Origin of the sequence: Ancylobacter dichloromethanicus (assembly GCF_018390645.1) — a bacterium.
In the GTDB taxonomy this organism is placed as follows: Bacteria; Pseudomonadota; Alphaproteobacteria; order Rhizobiales; family Xanthobacteraceae; genus Ancylobacter; species Ancylobacter dichloromethanicus.
The window spans coordinates 1-16,336 of sequence record NZ_JAHBGC010000049.1 but is presented as its reverse complement, the minus strand read 5'-3'; the positions used below and the strand labels follow the sequence as shown (position 1 = coordinate 16,336).

The 16,336-nt window shown below is 63.6% G+C and carries 16 protein-coding genes; 14 read left to right on the top strand and 2 right to left on the bottom strand.

Annotation, left to right across the window (positions count from 1 at the left end; all coding sequences use genetic code 11):
- The first annotated feature begins 1 nt into the window (after nt 1).
- The 11 genes from KHC23_RS20020 (at nt 2) to KHC23_RS19970 (ending at nt 8,693) form a co-directional block, all read left to right on the top strand.
- On the top strand, nt 2–409 hold the full coding sequence (locus KHC23_RS20020; RefSeq protein WP_213375111.1) for a DUF485 domain-containing protein: 408 nt from the start codon (nt 2–4) through the stop codon (nt 407–409).
- Nucleotides 406–1,956 (top strand): solute symporter family protein, encoded by a 1,551-nt coding sequence (locus tag KHC23_RS20015; protein WP_213375109.1) that lies wholly within the window; start codon nt 406–408, stop codon nt 1,954–1,956. Before KHC23_RS20020 ends, KHC23_RS20015 begins: the two co-directional genes overlap by 4 nt.
- 14 nt (nt 1,957–1,970) lie before the next feature.
- Nucleotides 1,971–2,741 (top strand): haloacid dehalogenase type II, encoded by a 771-nt coding sequence (locus KHC23_RS20010; RefSeq protein ID WP_213375107.1) that lies wholly within the window; start codon nt 1,971–1,973, stop codon nt 2,739–2,741.
- Nucleotides 2,742–2,751: 10 nt separating this feature from the next.
- Nucleotides 2,752–3,300 carry an HPP family protein gene (locus tag KHC23_RS20005; protein WP_213375105.1) on the top strand — a complete coding sequence of 183 codons (549 nt, stop codon included), beginning with the start codon at nt 2,752–2,754 and terminating at the stop codon, nt 3,298–3,300.
- 112 nt (nt 3,301–3,412) lie between these two features.
- Entirely contained in the window at nt 3,413–4,567 is a 1,155-nt protein-coding gene (locus tag KHC23_RS20000; RefSeq protein WP_213375103.1) for a trans-sulfuration enzyme family protein, read from the top strand.
- An 11-nt stretch (nt 4,568–4,578) separates the two neighbouring features.
- A complete protein-coding gene (locus KHC23_RS19995; protein WP_213375101.1) occupies nt 4,579–5,319 on the top strand; it encodes a TIGR04282 family arsenosugar biosynthesis glycosyltransferase in 741 nt (246 codons plus the stop codon).
- Nucleotides 5,316–6,065, top strand: a complete 750-nt coding sequence (locus KHC23_RS19990) for a glycosyltransferase family 2 protein (RefSeq protein ID WP_246544804.1) — start codon at nt 5,316–5,318, stop codon at nt 6,063–6,065. Before KHC23_RS19995 ends, KHC23_RS19990 begins: the two co-directional genes overlap by 4 nt.
- A 17-nt stretch (nt 6,066–6,082) precedes the next feature.
- A complete protein-coding gene (locus KHC23_RS19985) occupies nt 6,083–7,156 on the top strand; it encodes an NAD-dependent epimerase/dehydratase family protein (protein ID WP_213375099.1) in 1,074 nt (357 codons plus the stop codon).
- A complete protein-coding gene (locus tag KHC23_RS19980; RefSeq protein ID WP_213375097.1) occupies nt 7,153–7,521 on the top strand; it encodes a DMT family transporter in 369 nt (122 codons plus the stop codon). Before KHC23_RS19985 ends, KHC23_RS19980 begins: the two co-directional genes overlap by 4 nt.
- Nucleotides 7,522–7,625: 104 nt before the next feature.
- A complete protein-coding gene (locus KHC23_RS19975; RefSeq protein WP_213375095.1) occupies nt 7,626–8,261 on the top strand; it encodes an NrsF family protein in 636 nt (211 codons plus the stop codon).
- A 120-nt stretch (nt 8,262–8,381) separates the two neighbouring features.
- The gene (locus KHC23_RS19970) at nt 8,382–8,693 is read left to right on the top strand and encodes an NrsF family protein (protein ID WP_213375093.1); all 312 of its coding nucleotides are present in this window, start codon (nt 8,382–8,384) and stop codon (nt 8,691–8,693) included.
- Between the two features lie 20 nt (nt 8,694–8,713).
- Here KHC23_RS19970 and KHC23_RS19965 read toward each other — a convergent pair whose 3' ends face one another.
- Nucleotides 8,714–11,689, bottom strand: coding sequence for a Tn3 family transposase (locus KHC23_RS19965; RefSeq protein ID WP_213375091.1), 2,976 nt, complete (start codon nt 11,687–11,689; stop codon nt 8,714–8,716).
- A 201-nt stretch (nt 11,690–11,890) separates the two neighbouring features.
- Here KHC23_RS19965 and KHC23_RS19960 point away from each other — a divergent pair.
- The 3 genes from KHC23_RS19960 to KHC23_RS19950 all read left to right on the top strand — a co-directional run bounded on the left by KHC23_RS19960 (nt 11,891) and on the right by KHC23_RS19950 (nt 14,723).
- Nucleotides 11,891–12,648 (top strand): IS5 family transposase gene (locus KHC23_RS19960; protein ID WP_373878487.1). Its coding sequence is split into 2 segments (ribosomal slippage): nt 11,891–12,233 and nt 12,233–12,648, totalling 759 coding nucleotides; the frame shifts between segments, so codons are not numbered across the junction.
- On the top strand, nt 12,649–13,578 hold the full coding sequence (locus KHC23_RS19955; protein ID WP_213375089.1) for an ATP-dependent nuclease: 930 nt from the start codon (nt 12,649–12,651) through the stop codon (nt 13,576–13,578).
- A complete protein-coding gene (locus tag KHC23_RS19950) occupies nt 13,575–14,723 on the top strand; it encodes a UvrD-helicase domain-containing protein (RefSeq protein WP_024921667.1) in 1,149 nt (382 codons plus the stop codon). Before KHC23_RS19955 ends, KHC23_RS19950 begins: the two co-directional genes overlap by 4 nt.
- A 101-nt stretch (nt 14,724–14,824) precedes the next feature.
- Here KHC23_RS19950 and KHC23_RS19945 read toward each other — a convergent pair whose 3' ends face one another.
- Nucleotides 14,825–16,285, bottom strand: a complete 1,461-nt coding sequence (locus tag KHC23_RS19945; protein ID WP_271188571.1) for a retron Ec67 family RNA-directed DNA polymerase/endonuclease — start codon at nt 16,283–16,285, stop codon at nt 14,825–14,827.
- Nucleotides 16,286–16,336: the final 51 nt, after the last annotated feature.

Sequence of the window (16,336 nt, the reverse complement as noted above, 5' to 3'; positions counted from 1 at the left end):
GATGACAATCCAGTCCGTCCCGGTGCACGCCCCGGCCATGGGGGCTTCGCCATCCTCCCCCATTCTCACGTCCCCTTCTCCCATTCTCACGTCTCCCAAGCCCGACTGGCATGCGCGGACCGAAGGCATGACCTTCCGCCAGTTGATCCAGACCAAGCGCCAGATTATCGGTTGGCTGCTCGGGCTCTCGCTTGGCCTCTTCTTCCTGACGTTGCTGCTGGCCGGTTATGCCCGCCCGTTCATGTCGACCAAGGCATTCGGCGCGCTGAATGTCGGCTACGTGCTGGTTATCGCCATCTATCTGGTGAGCTGGGGAGCCGCCCTGCTCTACACGCTCGCCGCCCATCGCATCTTTGATCCGCTTGCCGCCGCTGCGCGCGACGCCGCCATGCGGGAGGGCACGCGATGAAACTACTCTCCTTCTCCATCTTCGTGGTGATCATTGCTATCACCCTCGGCATCACCTACTGGGCCGCGCGGCGCACCCGCACCGCAAGCGATTTTTACACCGCGCATGGCAATCTCGGCCCCGTGCAGAACGGATTCGCGCTCGCCGGCGACTGGATGAGCGCGGCAGCTTTTCTCGGTTTCTCCGGCCTCGCCGCTCTGTACGGCATGGACGGCTCCCTCTACGCCGCCGGCGCGCTCGTCGCCTTCCTCGCCATCCTGATGCTGGTGGCCGAGCCGATCCGCAACACCGGGCGGTTCACGCTCGGCGACGTCATCGCCTTCCGCATGCAGCGCCCGCAGGCCCGGCTTGCGGCGGTGCTCGGCACGGTGGTGGTGAGCCTTGCCTATCTGGTGCCGCAGATGGCGGGCGGAGCGGCGCTGATCAAGCTGCTGCTCGGCGTGCCCTATGCCATCTCGATTGTCGGCGTGGGTATCGGCATGCTGGTCTATGTCGTGTTCGGCGGCATGCTGGCCACGACCTGGGTGCAGATCATCAAGGCCGTCCTGCTGCTCGGCACCGCCATCGTGCTGGTCGCTCTGCTGCTCGCGCAGTTCGGCTTCGATCCTCTCGCCGTGTTCGGCGCGGCGGAGACGCGCTACGGACCGCAGCTTCTGGCGCCGGGCAACTATCTCAAGCACCCGCTGGATCAGCTTTCGCTTGGGCTCAGCTTTGCCTTCGGCACCGCCGGCCTGCCGCACGTCATGACCCGCTTCTACACCGTCCCCGACGCCCAGACCGCGCGGCGCTCGGCGGTGTGGCTGATGTTCCTCGCCGGAGCGTTCTTCCTCGTGACCACCCTGATCGGCCTCGGCTCGGCGGTCCTGGTCGGGCAGGACGTCATCCGGGCCGCCGACAAGGGCGGCAACCTCGCTTTGCCGCTGCTGGCGCAGTATCTCGGCGGCGGCCCCGGCAGCCTTGGCGGGGAGATCTTTCTCGCCATCGTCGTCGCCGTGGCCTTCGCGACCATCCTGGCCGTCGTGGCGGCTCTGACGCTCTCCACCTCCGGCGCGATCGCGCACGATCTTTATGTGAACGTGATGCGGGGCGGACGGGTCAGCGAACGCGAGCAGGTGAAGGTGGCGCGGATCGCGACCCTCGCGGTGGGCGCCTTTGCCATTCTGTTCGGGCTGCTGGCGCAGGGGATCAACGTAGCGGTGCTGGTCATCCTCGCGATCTCGATCGCGGCCAGTGCGAATTTCCCGGTCATCGTGCTGTCGCTGTTCTGGCGCCGGTTCAATACCGTCGGCGTTGTCGCCGGCATGACGGCGGGCCTGGCCTCCTCGGTCGTGCTGGCGATGCTCGGGCCGGCTTTCATGGGTGCCGACGCGCTGTTTCCGATCGTGAACCCGGCGGTTGCCAGCGTGCCGATCGGCTTTCTCGGCGCCATTCTCGGCGCGCTCCTGTCGCGGCGCGACCCGGTGTCGGAAGCGCAATTCGATGAAGTCATCTTCCGGGCGAATACCGGCCTGCGCGACGACGCTCCGGCCGCCGCCGAATCCCACTGAAAATGAGACGTGACATGATCAAAGCCGTTGTTTTTGATGCCTATGGAACGCTGTTCGACATCCAGTCGGTCGCCGACGCGACCGAGCGCGCCTATCCCGGATATGGCGAGTACATCACCCAGATCTGGCGGCAGAAGCAGCTGGAATATAGCTGGCTGCGCTCGCTCATGGGACGCTACCAGGACTTCTGGAGCGTGACGCAGGAAGCCTTGGCCTACACGCTGAACACGCTCGGCCGCGAGCCGGACGCCGCCTTCCTCGCCGAGATGGCCGAGGCCTATAACCGGCTTCGGCCCTATCCCGACGCCGCTCAGTGCCTGCAGGACCTCGCCCCGCTCCGGCTCGCCATACTGTCCAATGGCGCGCCGGGCATGCTGCAGCGCCTGGTGGCCAATGCCGGCCTCGACGAACTGTTCGACAAGGTGATCAGCGTCGATTCCAAGGCGGTCTTCAAGCCGCATCCCCGCGCCTATGAGATGGTGGAGGAAGCGCTCGGCGTGAAGCCGGAGAACGTTCTGTTCGTGTCGTCCAACGGCTTCGACGTCGGCGGCGCGAAGAATTTCGGCTTCCGTGTCGCCCGTATCGCCCGTCTGCCGATGCAGAAGCTGACGGATGAGCTCGAGGCGCGCCCGATCACTCCGCTGACCATGTTCAAGGCCCTCAGGATGCAGGAGGAAACCTACGCGGAGGCGGCGGATTTCGAGGTGGAGGCGCTCTCGCAATTGCCGCAGCTGATCCGCGCCGAGCAGGCGGAGCCGATGCGGACTGCGGTCGGCCGCGCCTGACCCCACGTCGATGCAGGGGGAAGACCGGGACAGGTCGGCGCGCCGGCGCGAGCAGATCGGCATCGCCGCCGCCGCCGTGCTCGTCACGGGAGCTATCTTTGCCCTGCACGTCGCGGCGCGGACCTCGGGGATGGCGCTTGCCGCCTTTCCCTTCGCGACGACGCTCGTCCTGGTGTGCGGCGCGCCGGGCAGCGCGCCGTCGAGCAGTCGCGCCATTGTCGGCGGTCACATGATCTGCGGGGTGGTGGCGTTGTGCGGCCACCAGCTTTGGCCGAACTCGGAACTTGCGACCGCCGGCATGGTGGGGGTGGCGCTGGCCCTGATGATGGCGCTGCGCTGCTTTCACCCGCCGGCGGGGATCACCCCGCTGATCGCCGCGCAGTTCGACCCGGACTGGAGCTTCCTGCTCTGGCCGGTGTTGAGCGGCGCGCTGCTGGCGGCGCTGCTGGCGCGCAGCCTCGAAGCGCTACGGCTTTTCCGGCGCTCCGGCGATGGCAGCCCGTTGCCGCCCTCGCCGCCTTCCGCGGCCGCGCCCGATCCCGGCGGCTCGCAAAATTAGAGCCAGGCTGTAACGAAGCCGCCTTCGCCTGCGTAGAGGTCTAATGACGCATCCGGCCCTCGGTCGGAGCGCGTCGTTCCTTGCCCTCGCCGCTCCACCGATCACAGGTTCCATGGACGACCGTCCTTACCGCCGATTCATGCCCCGCACCGTGGCCACCCGCGCGCTCGGGGGGCGTCCGCCGTTGACCGCGCTCACGCCGTCGATCGACATGAGTACGACCTATGCGCGGGATCCCGACAACGGCTACAGTTCCGGCCACGTCTATGGCCGCAAGGACAATGCGACGGTCCAGCAGGCCGAGCGGCAGATCGCCGAGCTCGAACATGCGCGGGACGCCCTGCTGTTCGGCTCGGGCATGGCGGCGGCGGTGGCCGTCTTTACCGCGCTGCCGCCCACACACATTGTGGCGCCGCGGGACATGTATTGGGGACTGCGCGTCTGGCTGCACGCCGCCAATCGATATGGTCACGAGGTCAGCTTCATCGATATGTCGAGGCTCGACGAGGTTCGAGCCAGCCTTCGCCCCGGCAGGACCGGGCTGGTCTGGATCGAGACGCCGAGCAATCCGCTCTGGACCGTAACCGACATCGCCGCCGTGTCCGATCTGGCCCACCGGGCCGGTGCGATGGTGTGCGCAGATTCCACCGTGGCGACGCCGGTGCTCACCAATCCGCTCCTATTCGGGGCCGACATCGTGATGCATTCGGCGACCAAATATCTCAACGGCCATTCCGACGTGGTCGCGGGCGCCCTGGCGAGTGCCGATCGTTCGGAGCTCTGGCTGCGCATCAAGGACATGCGTGACCAGCAGGGCGCCGTGCTCGGCTCGTTCGATGCCTGGCTGCTGACGCGCGGCCTGCGCACGCTTGATCTGCGCGTGAAGGAACAGAGCCGCAGCGCCGCCTTGATCGCGGAGCGGCTGCGCGGACATCCGGCGATCAGCGCCGTGCTGTATCCCGGCCTGCCGGACCATCCCGGCCATGCCGTCGCCGCGCGTCAGATGCCGGGTGGCTTTGGCGGCATGCTGTCGCTGCGCCTGCGCGGCGGGGCGGCTGCGGCCATCACTGCCGCGGCCCAGGTGCAACTGTGGCGCCGGGCGACGTCCTTCGGTGGCATCGAGAGCCTTATCGAACATCGCGCCTCGATCGAGGGGGAGGGCTCACCCTGCCCGGACGACCTGCTGCGGCTCTCGGTCGGCCTAGAAGACCCCAATGACCTGTATCGCGACCTTGCCGACTCGCTCGACCTTCTGACCCGCATGTGAGGACACGCATCATGTCGACTGTCGCCGTGGCCATCATCTGCAAGACGCCGGCGCCGGGCAAATCCAAGACCCGGCTGTCGCCGCCCTTGCGCCCCGATGAATGCGCGGAAATTTCCGCCTGCTTCATCTCCGACCTTTCCGCCACTATCGCAGAGCTCGCCGCCGAGGGCGATGCCGAGGGATATGCTGTCTATACGCCGGCAGGATCGGAAGGCGCGCTGACCCGGCTACTGCCTCCCGATTTCGGGCTGGTGCTGCAAGGCGAGGGCGATCTCGGTCGGCGGCTCGACCAGGGCATCGCCGACCTCCTGGCGCGCGGCCATGCGGGCGCCATCCTCGTCAATTCCGACAGCCCGACCTTGCCGAAGGCGCTGCTGCGGGATGCCGTCGAAGCGCTCCAGAGCGGCGACCGGGTCGTGCTGAGCCCGGCGCTGGATGGCGGCTACACCTTCATCGGCCTGTCCCGGCCGCATCCGGAACTGTTCGCGGACATGCCTTGGAGCACGCCCGAGGTCTACCGACTGACGCTGGATCGCGCGCGCGAGATCGGGCTGCCGGTGGTCGAGCTCACGCCCTGGTACGATGTGGACGACGCCGCGTCCTATGCGCTGCTGGAGCAGGAACTAGACGGGATGCCGCTCTCCTTCGCGCCCACGGGCCTCGCACGCCAGCCTGCCGCCCGCACCGCCGCCTTCGTGCGCCGTCGACGCGCCGCCGCATCCGCGCTTCCCGCGCAGGCAGGTGCGGCATGATGGAACGGTCCGCGCTGGGGAACGTCGCGGTCGTGATTCCCTGCCTCGACGAGGAGGAGGCCATTGCCGCGGTGGTGCGCGAGGTGCTGGCCGAGGGTGTCGGCGAGGTCATCGTCGTCGACAACGGATCGCGTGACGACACCGCCGGGCAGGCGGCGGCAGCCGGGGCGCGGGTGGTGTCGCAGCCGCTGCGAGGTTATGGCCGGGCCTGCGCCGCCGGGCTCGCCGCCGTCCGTCCCGAAACCGACATCGTTTGCTTCCTCGACGGCGACGGCAGCGACGTGCCCGCCTTTCTGTCCGCCGTGGTGGAACCTGTGGCTTCCGGCAAGGCGGATTTCGTGATGGGGTCCCGGCTACTCGGACGGCGCGAGTCAGGCTCCATGACGCCACAGCAACTCGTCGCCGGCCGGCTCGCGGGCGTGCTGCTGCGCCTCACCTATGGCGTGCGCTTCACTGACATGTCGCCGCTGCGGGCGATGCGAACCGATCGCCTCGTCGCGCTTGGAATGCGCGAGCAGACCTATGGCTGGAACCTCGAAATGCAGATGCGCGCAGCCGGGGCGGGCCTGCGGTGCCTTGAAGTGCCGGTCGACCATCGCCGCCGGCGCGGCGGCCAGTCGAAGGTCTCCGGCAATGCCCTCGCCGGGCTGAGCGCGGCCTGGAAGATATCGACCACCTTCATCCGGCTGGCGCGGCTCCAGCGGGCGCGCCAGGTACCGGAGCCCGCGCCCGCGCTGCGCCGCTGAGGATCATGGAGACCGTCATGCACGTCCTTCTCACCGGCGCGGCCGGCTTTATCGGGCAACATGTACTTGAGCAGCTTCTCAAGCGCGGCCACGAGGTTCGTGTGCTCGATTCGCTGCGTCCGGACGTGCATCGTTCTGGCGCCGCGTGGACGCTCCCGCATGACGGTGTCGAGGCGCTGGTGGGGGATGTCCGCGACCGGGATTTCGTGTCGCGGGCGGTGAGCGGGGTTGATGGCGTCATCCACCTTGCCGCCAAGGTGGGGCTGGGCGTCGATCTCGACGACATGCCGGACTATGCGTCCAGCAATGATCTCGGCACCGCCGAACTTCTGGCGGGGATGGCGCGCGCGGGCGTCTCGCGGCTCACGCTGGCAAGTTCCATGGTGGTCTATGGCGAAGGCTTCGGTTACTGCGCCGAGCATGGCGCGGTGCGACCCGGGCCACGGGTCGAAAGCGCGCTCGCCATCGGCGATTTCGAGCCGCCCTGTCCGGTCTGCGGCCGTGGCCTCGCCGTTGGTCTCGTGGATGAGGAGACCTCCTTCGATCCGCGCAACGCCTATGCGACGAGCAAGGCTGCGCAGGAATTCTACGCCGCCAACTGGGCGCGGGCGACGGGCGGCTCCGCGGCGATGATGCGTTATCACAATGTGTACGGCCCCGGCATGCCGCGCGACACGCCCTATGCGGGAGTCGCGTCGATCTTCACCTCGGCGCTGCGGCGGGGAGAGGCGCCGCGCGTTTTCGAGGATGGCCGGCAACGCCGCGACTTCGTCCATGTGCGCGACGTGGCCGCCGCGACGGTGCTCGCCTGCGAGCGCTCACAAGCGGGAGTGCGGGCCTATAATGTCGGCTCGGGAACACCGCGGACGGTCGGCGACATGGCGCTCGCCCTCGCCCGGGCACTGGACGGGCCCCGGCCGGCGGTGACCGGCCAGTATCGGCTTGGCGATGTCCGCCATATCACCGCGGACTCCTCTCGCCTGCGGCGTGAACTCGGCTGGAGCCCGGCGGTCGACTTCGCCGACGGCATGGCGGAGCTTGCCGCGCTCTCGGTCGCCGAGCCGGCGCGACCGCGCGTGGCGCTGGGATGACGCGCGCCCTCGTGATCGGCCTGATCCTCGCCAGCGTCGTGCTCAACGCGCTCGCGCAGATATTGCTGCGGATAGGGGCGCGCTCGGTTGCCCAGTCGGGGAATGGTTCGGTGCTCGCCGGCTTCGTGGAGCTGGCATTCCGCCCCGCCATTCTGGCGGGGATTGCCTGCTATGGAATGAGCCTGCTGACCTGGCTCTACGTCCTGGGCCGCATCGAGGTCTCCTTTGCCTATCCGTTCCTGGCGCTCGGATTCGTGCTGGTGGCGCTGGCGGGATGGCAGTTGCTCGGGGAGCCGATGTCGACCGCCCGCGCGGCGGGGATCGGCATCATCCTGATCGGCGTATTCATACTGGCGCGGAGCTAGCGGGATTCCCTCACTGAGCCTATCTAGGTTATCCGCCGAGATCCTCTGAGACATCGCGAAAGCCCGGGTGGGGAGACACCATCCGTGCATCGGGAGTGCGAAACATGAAAACGGACGATCTCATCGATCTGCTCGCCAAGGACGCGGCGCCGCAATGGCCGTTCCGCACGCTGTACATGGCCGCGCTTGGCTGCGGCGTCGTCCTCGCCGGCGTGCTGTTCTTCATGCTGGTCGGTCTGCGGCCGAACTTCGAGCAGGCGGCCGAAACGATCCGTTTTCCGCTCAAATTCTTACTGATGCTGCCATTGGCGATGAGCGCGGCGGGAGTGACGCTGGCGATGGCGCAACCGGCTGCCGACAGCGGCATCTGGGGTTGGCTGCTCGTGGCTGCGTTGGCGCTTGCGGCCGGCGCGATCGCAAGTGAACTCTATGTGCTTCCGCCCGAACTGTGGATGACCAATCTGGTCGGCAAGAACGCCGCTTTCTGCCTGCGGACCATCCCCATGCTGGCAGCGGGGCCCCTGCTGTGCCTGCTGTTCGTGCTTCGCCGGGGCGCGCCGACCCACCCCGGTCGCACAGGGGCTTGGGCCGGATTGGCGGCCGGCGCGATCGGTGCGACCTGGTATGCCGCGCATTGCCCGGACGACAGCCCGCTCTTCGTCGCCGTCTGGTACAGCCTCGGCATGTTGATGATGACGCTTGCCGGCTATGTGAGCGGCCGTCATCTGCTGCGCTGGTAGCCGTGCCGCTCGCGGAATGCCCGCTATCATCCCTGTCCGCATTTTAGCCGCCGACGGGACTGTAACGGAAGCGCACGGTTCTACGTAACTCTCGGCATGGGGGCGATGCGGGAGGCTGATGTGAAGACCGATGAACTCATCGAGCTTCTGGCGCAGGACGCCGCCCCACCATGGCCCTATCGCACCGTTTTCCTGGTGGCGGTAACCGGCGGCGTGGTGATGTCCGCCCTGGTGTTCCATTCGTTCATCGGGGTTCGTCCCGATGTCGACCGTGCGCTGGAAACGGCGCGGTTTCTTTTCAAGTTCGTGATCACGATCGCGCTTGCCGTGGGAGCGACCGGCCTCGCCTTGACAATGTCCCGTCCCGGCGCGCGGCGCGGCCGGTGGCTGAAGGCGGGGTCGGAACAAGAGCAGTTCGAAATCGTACGCTAAGGTCGAACGGAGCAGGAACGTTATGCGGCACGCCGTAGCCCAGCCGGGAGGCGAAGCGATCTGAAGCCTTCCGGCAGATGTTGCTCGCTGTCCCAGGTGTAGATGCCTGTCAGGTTGATATGCTCCCAACTCAGCGGCGAGATATGCCTCAACAGGGACTCTGGAATGTTCCTTCCCGCTCGTTTGAGCTCTTTGACCGCGCGGTCGAGATAGACCGTGTTCCAGTGGACGATCGCGCTGACGACAAGATTGAGGCCCGATGCGCGGAATGCCTGACTTTCGAACGACCGGTCGCGGAGTTCGCCACGCTCATGGAAGAAGACTGCGCGTTTGAGTTTGTGCGCTGCCTCGCCCTTGTTGAGGCCGGCTTGGCAGCGCCGGCGCAATGTCGAGTTCGAGTACCATTCGATCATGAAGAGCGACCGCTCGATGCGGCCGAGTTCCCGAAGAGCCTTGGCCAACTGGCTTTCCTTCGGTGATGCCGAGAGCTTCTTCAAGATCGTAGAGGGCACAACGGCACGGGTAGTGATCGATGCCGCCAGATGAAGCAGATCATCCCAGTGATCGAGGATCAGGGTGGTGTTGATCGGCGCCCCGATGTGGTTCGACAGCGCCGGGTATGCATCGCCTTTCTCGAACGTGTGGAACTTCCGATCTTTGAGATTGCGCAGTCGTGGTGCGAACCGCTTGCCGATCAGAGCGAATAGCCCAAAGACGTGATCGCTCGCGCCGCCGGTGTCGGTGAAGTGCTCCTGTATTTCGAGGATTGTGTCCTGATCGAATAGTCCGTCGAGCACATAGGCAGCCTCGCTTTCGGTCGGGCTGATGGGCAAGATGCTGAAGTAGCCGTACTGATCTGACAGATGGCTGTAGAACTTCGATCCAGGCTCACTGCCGTAATGTAGATTGATATCTCCGCGCTTTGCGGCTCGGTCGCTTGCTCGGAAGAATTGGCCATCAGATGATGACGTCGTGCCATTGCCCCAAAGGCGAGAATGCGGATGGCGGGTGTGTGCGTCCGTCACGCAGGCCTGGGCCGCGCGGTAGGTCTCTGACCGGGCATGGAAGGTGCGCATCCAACTGATCTGATGCGCGCTGATGCCTTTGGACGCGCTGGCCATTCGCTTTGGACCGAGATTGGTCGCATCGGCCAGTACGCCAGCCAGCATGGCCGAGACATTCCTCGGAGTGTCACCCGTTCGAACATGCGTGAAGCAATCCGCAAAGCCAGTCCATTCATGCACTTCCCTCAACAGGTCGGGAACCTCGACTAGCGGATACATATCGCTGATCTCGGCGTTCAGTTCCTCGACCGCCACCGGAACCTCGCCGGCGGTCGGCGTGACGATCAAAGTACCAGCTTCAAGGCGAACACCTTCGAGCCTCCCGGATCGTGCCCTGTGCGCAAGGCGCTTCAGGTTGAAGTCGAGCATCTGCCGCGCTTCGGTAAGCCACGCCGCGCCGTCTTCTTGGACACCAAGTCCGAGGCGATCTTCATCTTTCAGGATGGTGAACGTTGACCGCGGCATCAGGTGCTCGTCGATCGGTCGGAAGGATCGGCTGCCATCGACCCAAATGTCCGCAGATCTAAGCCGGTCTCGCAAAGCCGCCAGCGTTGCAATCTCGTAGAGACGGCGATCGGGCTTCTCCTGCCCCAGGATGAGCCTTCGATCGGTTTGGCTGAGGTGGGTGACCGGGACGCGATCCGGAAGGGTCCGCCGCTTCTCGGCATAGAGCCGTTTCAGCAGTGAAATCGCCGCAAGAAGGGGATCGTGGCGGCGCGCTGAGCGGAACGTGAACGTCTGCAAGAACGCACCGGCATACTTGTTGACGGTGGCATATTGCTCGGCCGCTAAGGTCAAGGGCGATGCCTCGTTGTCGTCGACCATCGACTCAAGCTCAGGCTTCATTCGAAGCAGCCGGTGCCATCCAACTTCCTGATCGAGAACCTCCAATGCGTTCCGGCCATAATCGTTCGCGGACTGCAGGGCTGTGATTGTGTCCAGGAACATGCGTAGCGCTTTGGCGGTATCCGGTCTGCAGTCCATGTGCCGCTGCTTCTTGCGGTTATTAGCTTGCGAGAACAGCCGACCTGTCAGCTTGATGAACATCGACACTGCATCGTCCGTGAGCTTCTGGCCGAGCTTAATAATCTGCGCCACGATTAGCGCGTGTCGACGGCTGGCATTGAAGTCGTTGGCCAGCCAGGCCGGCGTGGCATTTCCCTCACGGATCATCTGATCCCACCGTCCCGACGATATGCGCGCCTGCAACGTCGGATCGATCTCCAGCGTACGCAGAAAGGCTATCCGTTCGGTCAGCCCGACCAGGTTCGATGCACCCGGCGCGTCCGGCGCAGATCGCAGCCAGTGGAAGCGAGTTTGGCTGATCGCTGGGTCAACTTCCAATAGCTTGTCCAATGATTGAAGCGTAGCGCCCGAAATTTCTTCGATCAGCGCTCTCTCTGCCCGCCGACGTGCAATGGCGCGGGCGGCAAGACCGATCCGTTCGATCGTGTCGATTGCTGGCAGAAGAGATCCGCGTTCACGAAACATGGCGACAGTCGCACTCGCTATCGCGCCACCGTCGTCGGACATCGTGGCCGCCTGAATTGCAGCCAACAGCGCAGCTCTACGGTCTTGCCCCGTCGCGCTCCGCGCGGCCAGATAAACCATCAAGCGAGCAATGTGATCGCGCCGCGTTTCTTCACGGCGTGCATAGAGCGCAAACTTTCCAGCGTCGGCGCCAATCTGCTCAGCAACGTACTTTAATATTGCCCGAGGCGGAGTTTCATCGGTCGCCAACACTCTGCCCGGATATCGCATCAGGCAGAGCTGAACGGCAAATCCGAGCCGATTGTGTTCTCGTCTGCGAAGTCCAATCTCAAGCCTGTCAGCCGACGACAATGAATAGTGTCGGATGAGGGCGTCCTCATCGGTTGGTATATCGAATAGTCTCTGTCGATCCTGGACCTTGAGAAGCCTCCGTTTACCCATTGCCCAACTCCATCCACGACGAATCTGCCAGGAGCGTTGTCGAGTCGGACGGGCGAAGAAATCAAAACCGGCGCCCTGCGATAGCAATCCACAGGGATCGGATGCTGGACATCCGGGCTAGAGCCGATCGACATTCAGGATTCCGCGTAGAGGATCGGGCTGATTCATTTCGTTCCGGGTTTGATGATTCGGAGCGGACGGATGGCGGTGAAGCGGTACGAACTCAGCGAGGCGCAGTGGCAGCAGATCGCCCCTTTGCTACCGGGCAAGGCGAGTGATCCGGGGCGGACTGGCAGCGACAACCGCTTGTTCGTCAACGGATGCCTTTGGGTGCTGCGATCGGGAGCTCATTGGCGTGACCTGCCGGAGCGCTATGGCAAGTGGAAGACATTGCACAAGCGCTTCACGCGCTGGGCCAAGGCCGGGGTCTGGGATGAGGTGTTCGCCTCGCTGATCAAGGATCGGGACAACAAGTACCTGATGCTCGACACCACCCTGGTTCGCGCTCACCAGCAAGCTGCGACAGGAAAAGGGGGGCCTCGGATCAGGCTCTGGGGCGTTCCCGAGGTGGATTGACCACCAAGATCCACATGCTCGCCGATGGGCGGGGCCGGCCGCTGCGCTTCATCCTCACCGGCGGCCAGGTTGGCGACGTCCTGACCGCTCCGGCCTTGCTCGACGGCTTCAAGACGGAAGCTGTCCTTGCCGACAAAGCCTACGACAGCAACGCCTTGCGCCAGCTCATCAGCGACGGCGGCGCTGAGGCGGTGATCCCCTCGAACCGCACCCGCAAGATGATCATCCCTCATGACGCCGCCATCTACCGGCACCGCAACCGCATCGAGCGCTGCTTCAACAAGCTCAAGCATTTCCGCCGTTTCGCAACCCGCTACGATCGCAGAGCCATCCACTTCCTGGCATTCATACACCTCGCCGCTGCCATGATCTGGATGCGCTGAATGTCGATTCAGCCTAGGGCGCCGTTCAGCGCCGTTCATGCTCCGTTCGCCCTTAGCGTACGATTTCGCACTGCTCTTGTTCCGACCCCTTTCCAGTACATCGGCAAGGGTGAGCAGTGCGTGATCAAAACTAAGCTCGCCCTCAGCACCAAGAAAAACGCCGAGGCCACGGCCATCCTGCTGGAGGAGCCGGAAAACCATCTGTCGCACGCTCGGCTCAACGAATTGATCGCTGACCTAACTGCCCAGCACGGCGAGAAGCAGATCATCATCTCGACCCACAGCAGCTTCGTGGCCAACAAGCTCGGCCTCGACCATCTGATCGTGCTGCGCGAGGGCAAGGTAGTCCGGATTTCGGAGCTGCAGGCCAGCGACTTCTTCAAGAAACTTGCAGGGTACGACACCTTGCGCCTGGCTTTGGCCAAGAAGGCGATCCTGGTGGAAGGCGACTCCGACGAACTGGTGGTCCAGCGGGCCTACATGGACGCCAATGGCGGGCGCTTGCCTATTCAGGACGGGATTGACGTCATCTCGGTCGGTACGGCCTTCCTGCGCTTCCTCGAGCTAGCGCTGGCGTTGAAAATCCCGGCGGCCGTGGTGACCGACAACGACGGCGACACCGCTGCAGTGCAGAAGAAGTACGCCGCGTTCGATGGCCAACCGTCGATCAGGATTTGCTTCGACCCCGACGTCGACACGGGTGGGCTGACGGTCAAAGAAAAGCCCTTCAATTACAACACGCTTGAGCCAAAAATCTTGAAGGCGAACGGTCGAGAAGCCTTAAACAAGATGCTCGGGACCGCTGCCAAGACAGACGATGAACTCCACCTTCATATGCGCGCCAACAAAACCGATTGCGCACTGGCCATCTTCAGTTCGAAAACGGCGATTACCTATCCTGACTACATTACCCGGGCGATCGCGCCGTGATTGGCCAGAATAGGCTGGTCATCGCGGCAGCCGGCTCCGGCAAGACCACCTACCTCGTCGAAGAGGCACTTAAGATTAGGGACCAGCGGGTCCTGATCACCACCTACACCGAATCCAACGAGGCGGAGATCCGCCAGAAATTTTTCGACGTCGTTGGCCATGTTCCGTCGAACGTGGTGATCATGACCTGGTTCAGTCTCTTGATTACCCATGGCGTGAAGCCGTTTCAGGGTGCTGTGTTTGAATTTCTGGTCAAAGGCATGGCATTGGTCCAAGCCCAGTCGGCCATTCGCTACACCAACAGCCGGGGCATCGCGGTGACCTGGCCCGAAGGAGACATCGCAAACCACTTTTTTGATCGGCGTGGACAGGTCTTCTCGGACAAGCTGTCCAAGTTGGTGATCCGATGCAACGAGCAGAGCGGCGGCGCGGTCGTCGACAGGCTGAGCCGGGTGTTCCCTCACGTTTTCATCGACGAAGTCCAGGACCTCGCTGGCTATGATCTCGACATCATCGAAGCGCTGGCGCGAAGCCCGGTCCGCCTGCTGATGGTTGGCGATCCTCGGCAGGTGACCTACCTGACCCATAACGAGCGCCGCTTCGCAAAATATGCCGACGGCGGCATCGCAGACTTTTTACGGTCGCTGCCCAAAAAGCTGAAGATCGAGATTGACGAGGTAAGCCTGAACCGATCGCACCGTAACAGCGAGGCCATCTGTGCGGTGTCGTCACGGCTATTCCCCGGGTTTGCTGCCACTCAGGCTTGCGAGTGTGCCTCGTGCCGTCGCCCTCTGCCGGCCAGCGCTGGCGTATTCATCTTGAGGATCGCAGACTATGATCATTATCTGGCGACCGTCAGACCCGTGCAGCTGCGCGACAAGGTCACCAGCAGGGGCGTCGACCCGTCGTCGCAGGCGGTGAACTTTGGAGAATCCAAGGGACGTGGATTCGACCACGTCGTGATCCTGCCAACGGATCCGATGAAGCAATGGCTTGCCGATCCGGACAGCAAGCTGGCGGCACAAAGCCGAGCAAAGTTTTATGTTGCGCTCACCCGCGCGCGTTACAGCGTAGCTATTGCGATGGATTGGAGATCGGCCTCGCTGCCCGCGGGCTTTTCACTCTACCAAGTGCCAGCAATCTGATTCTGGGATCTCATCGGTCGCGAGAACCTAGCTATGCAGCTAACGCGACTCCGAAATCGTCCCATCGCTTCTACACCCAGCGAAAGCCCACCATCGCAACGTCACGGCGTGGGAGCGGCGGCTGCGATCGCTGGCACTGGAGCCGCCGCCGCGGCCTTTCGTGCCGCATAGTCCCGGATCACGGCCTCGATCCGTTCGAGCAATGGGGTGAAACCGGCGAAATTGATCGACCCGGCCCTTGGCCTCACGACCCGCGTTGCGAACACAGCTTTTCCATACTCGGTCGCGGGATTGATCTTGTTTTCCTTGTTGAAGGATTTGCCGTCGAGCTTTTCCGCCAGAACGGCAGGTTCAAAGAAATCCTCGGGGCAAGACATGAGGTTCGCGCCGAGCGCCGGCGTCTTCACCAGATAGAGGGGTCCGTGGAGATGGAAAAACAGGTCATGCTTGTCCCACGCGATATCTAGGCCATAGTTCTTTTTGTTGTTGAGGTAGCTGAAAATCTCTTTCGCCCCATCATCGTTGTCGATGAGAACGATGACCGGATGCTCGGCCGGGCGAAACTCGTAGCGGTTAAAGGCGTCCTTCCAGGAAATCAGAAAGCGCAGCAAATCGCCGGAGCCCCCTCGCAGCTGAAGGAAGTCACGCGCCTGATCAGAATACTTGAAAAAATTCACCCTCAGCTCAGGCTTGCCTCCCACGACTGACGCAAGAAGTGGGTGCGCGGCAGCAAGCCGCCGGATGGCGCTCTTCAGGTACACAGGATCGGTTGGCCCTTCGCAGATGATCAACGGCCGCGGCGGGTTGATGAAGCTTTTGAAGAAAATGAGTTCGTAGTAGACGACGCGGATCGCCGAGGGCCACTCATTCTTCATCTTCGTGCGCTCGGCGTGCAGCTTATGCTGCTTCTCTTTGTTGCCTTCGTTCGCGATCGCAATGTCGATCTGCCGCTCGCGCACATGATAGATGTGATTGATCATGCCTTCCAGGCGCGGCACGGAGTTGCAAGCCACCCCGTTGAGTTCATATGCCCCCGTTGTCAGGAAGCGATGCGCTGTCGCGCGAACCCGCTTGTAGTATGTCTGCGCTACATTGGCCTTCTCGTTGACGGTAAGCCCTGTCACCATCTGCCGACTTCCGCGAAGCTGCATGCGCGTCTTGGCGTCATTCACCTCAAAGCCGGCGTCATTGATGCGCGACACAAGCTCCTCGCCGAGCTTCCACTCGGCCCCGTCCAATTCGGCTAGCGCCGATGGGAACTCGCGCTGGTTCGTGGAGATTGTGATGTCATCCGCGTAGCGCGTGTAAGTGCATTTATGCCTCGCCGCCAGCTTCACCAGCCGGATATCGAGAAAGTGCGTCATCAACTCAGTGATGACCGGCGAGCACGGGCTGCCCTGCGGCAGCTTTCCGTCCTTGCATGCGATCTGAGCCAAAAGCGTTGCTACCGGCTCCGCAAGACGAAAGTGTTCGCTCTTCAGAAAGAAGCCGCGAACGCGGCCGAAGTTGAAAGCCGGAAAAAAGTCCTTCAGGTCAAGGTTCAGCACGTAGCGACGCCTGATCGGCCCCCACCGAGTGGTCCGAATTGATTGTTAGTGCATTGTCGTCTCCGC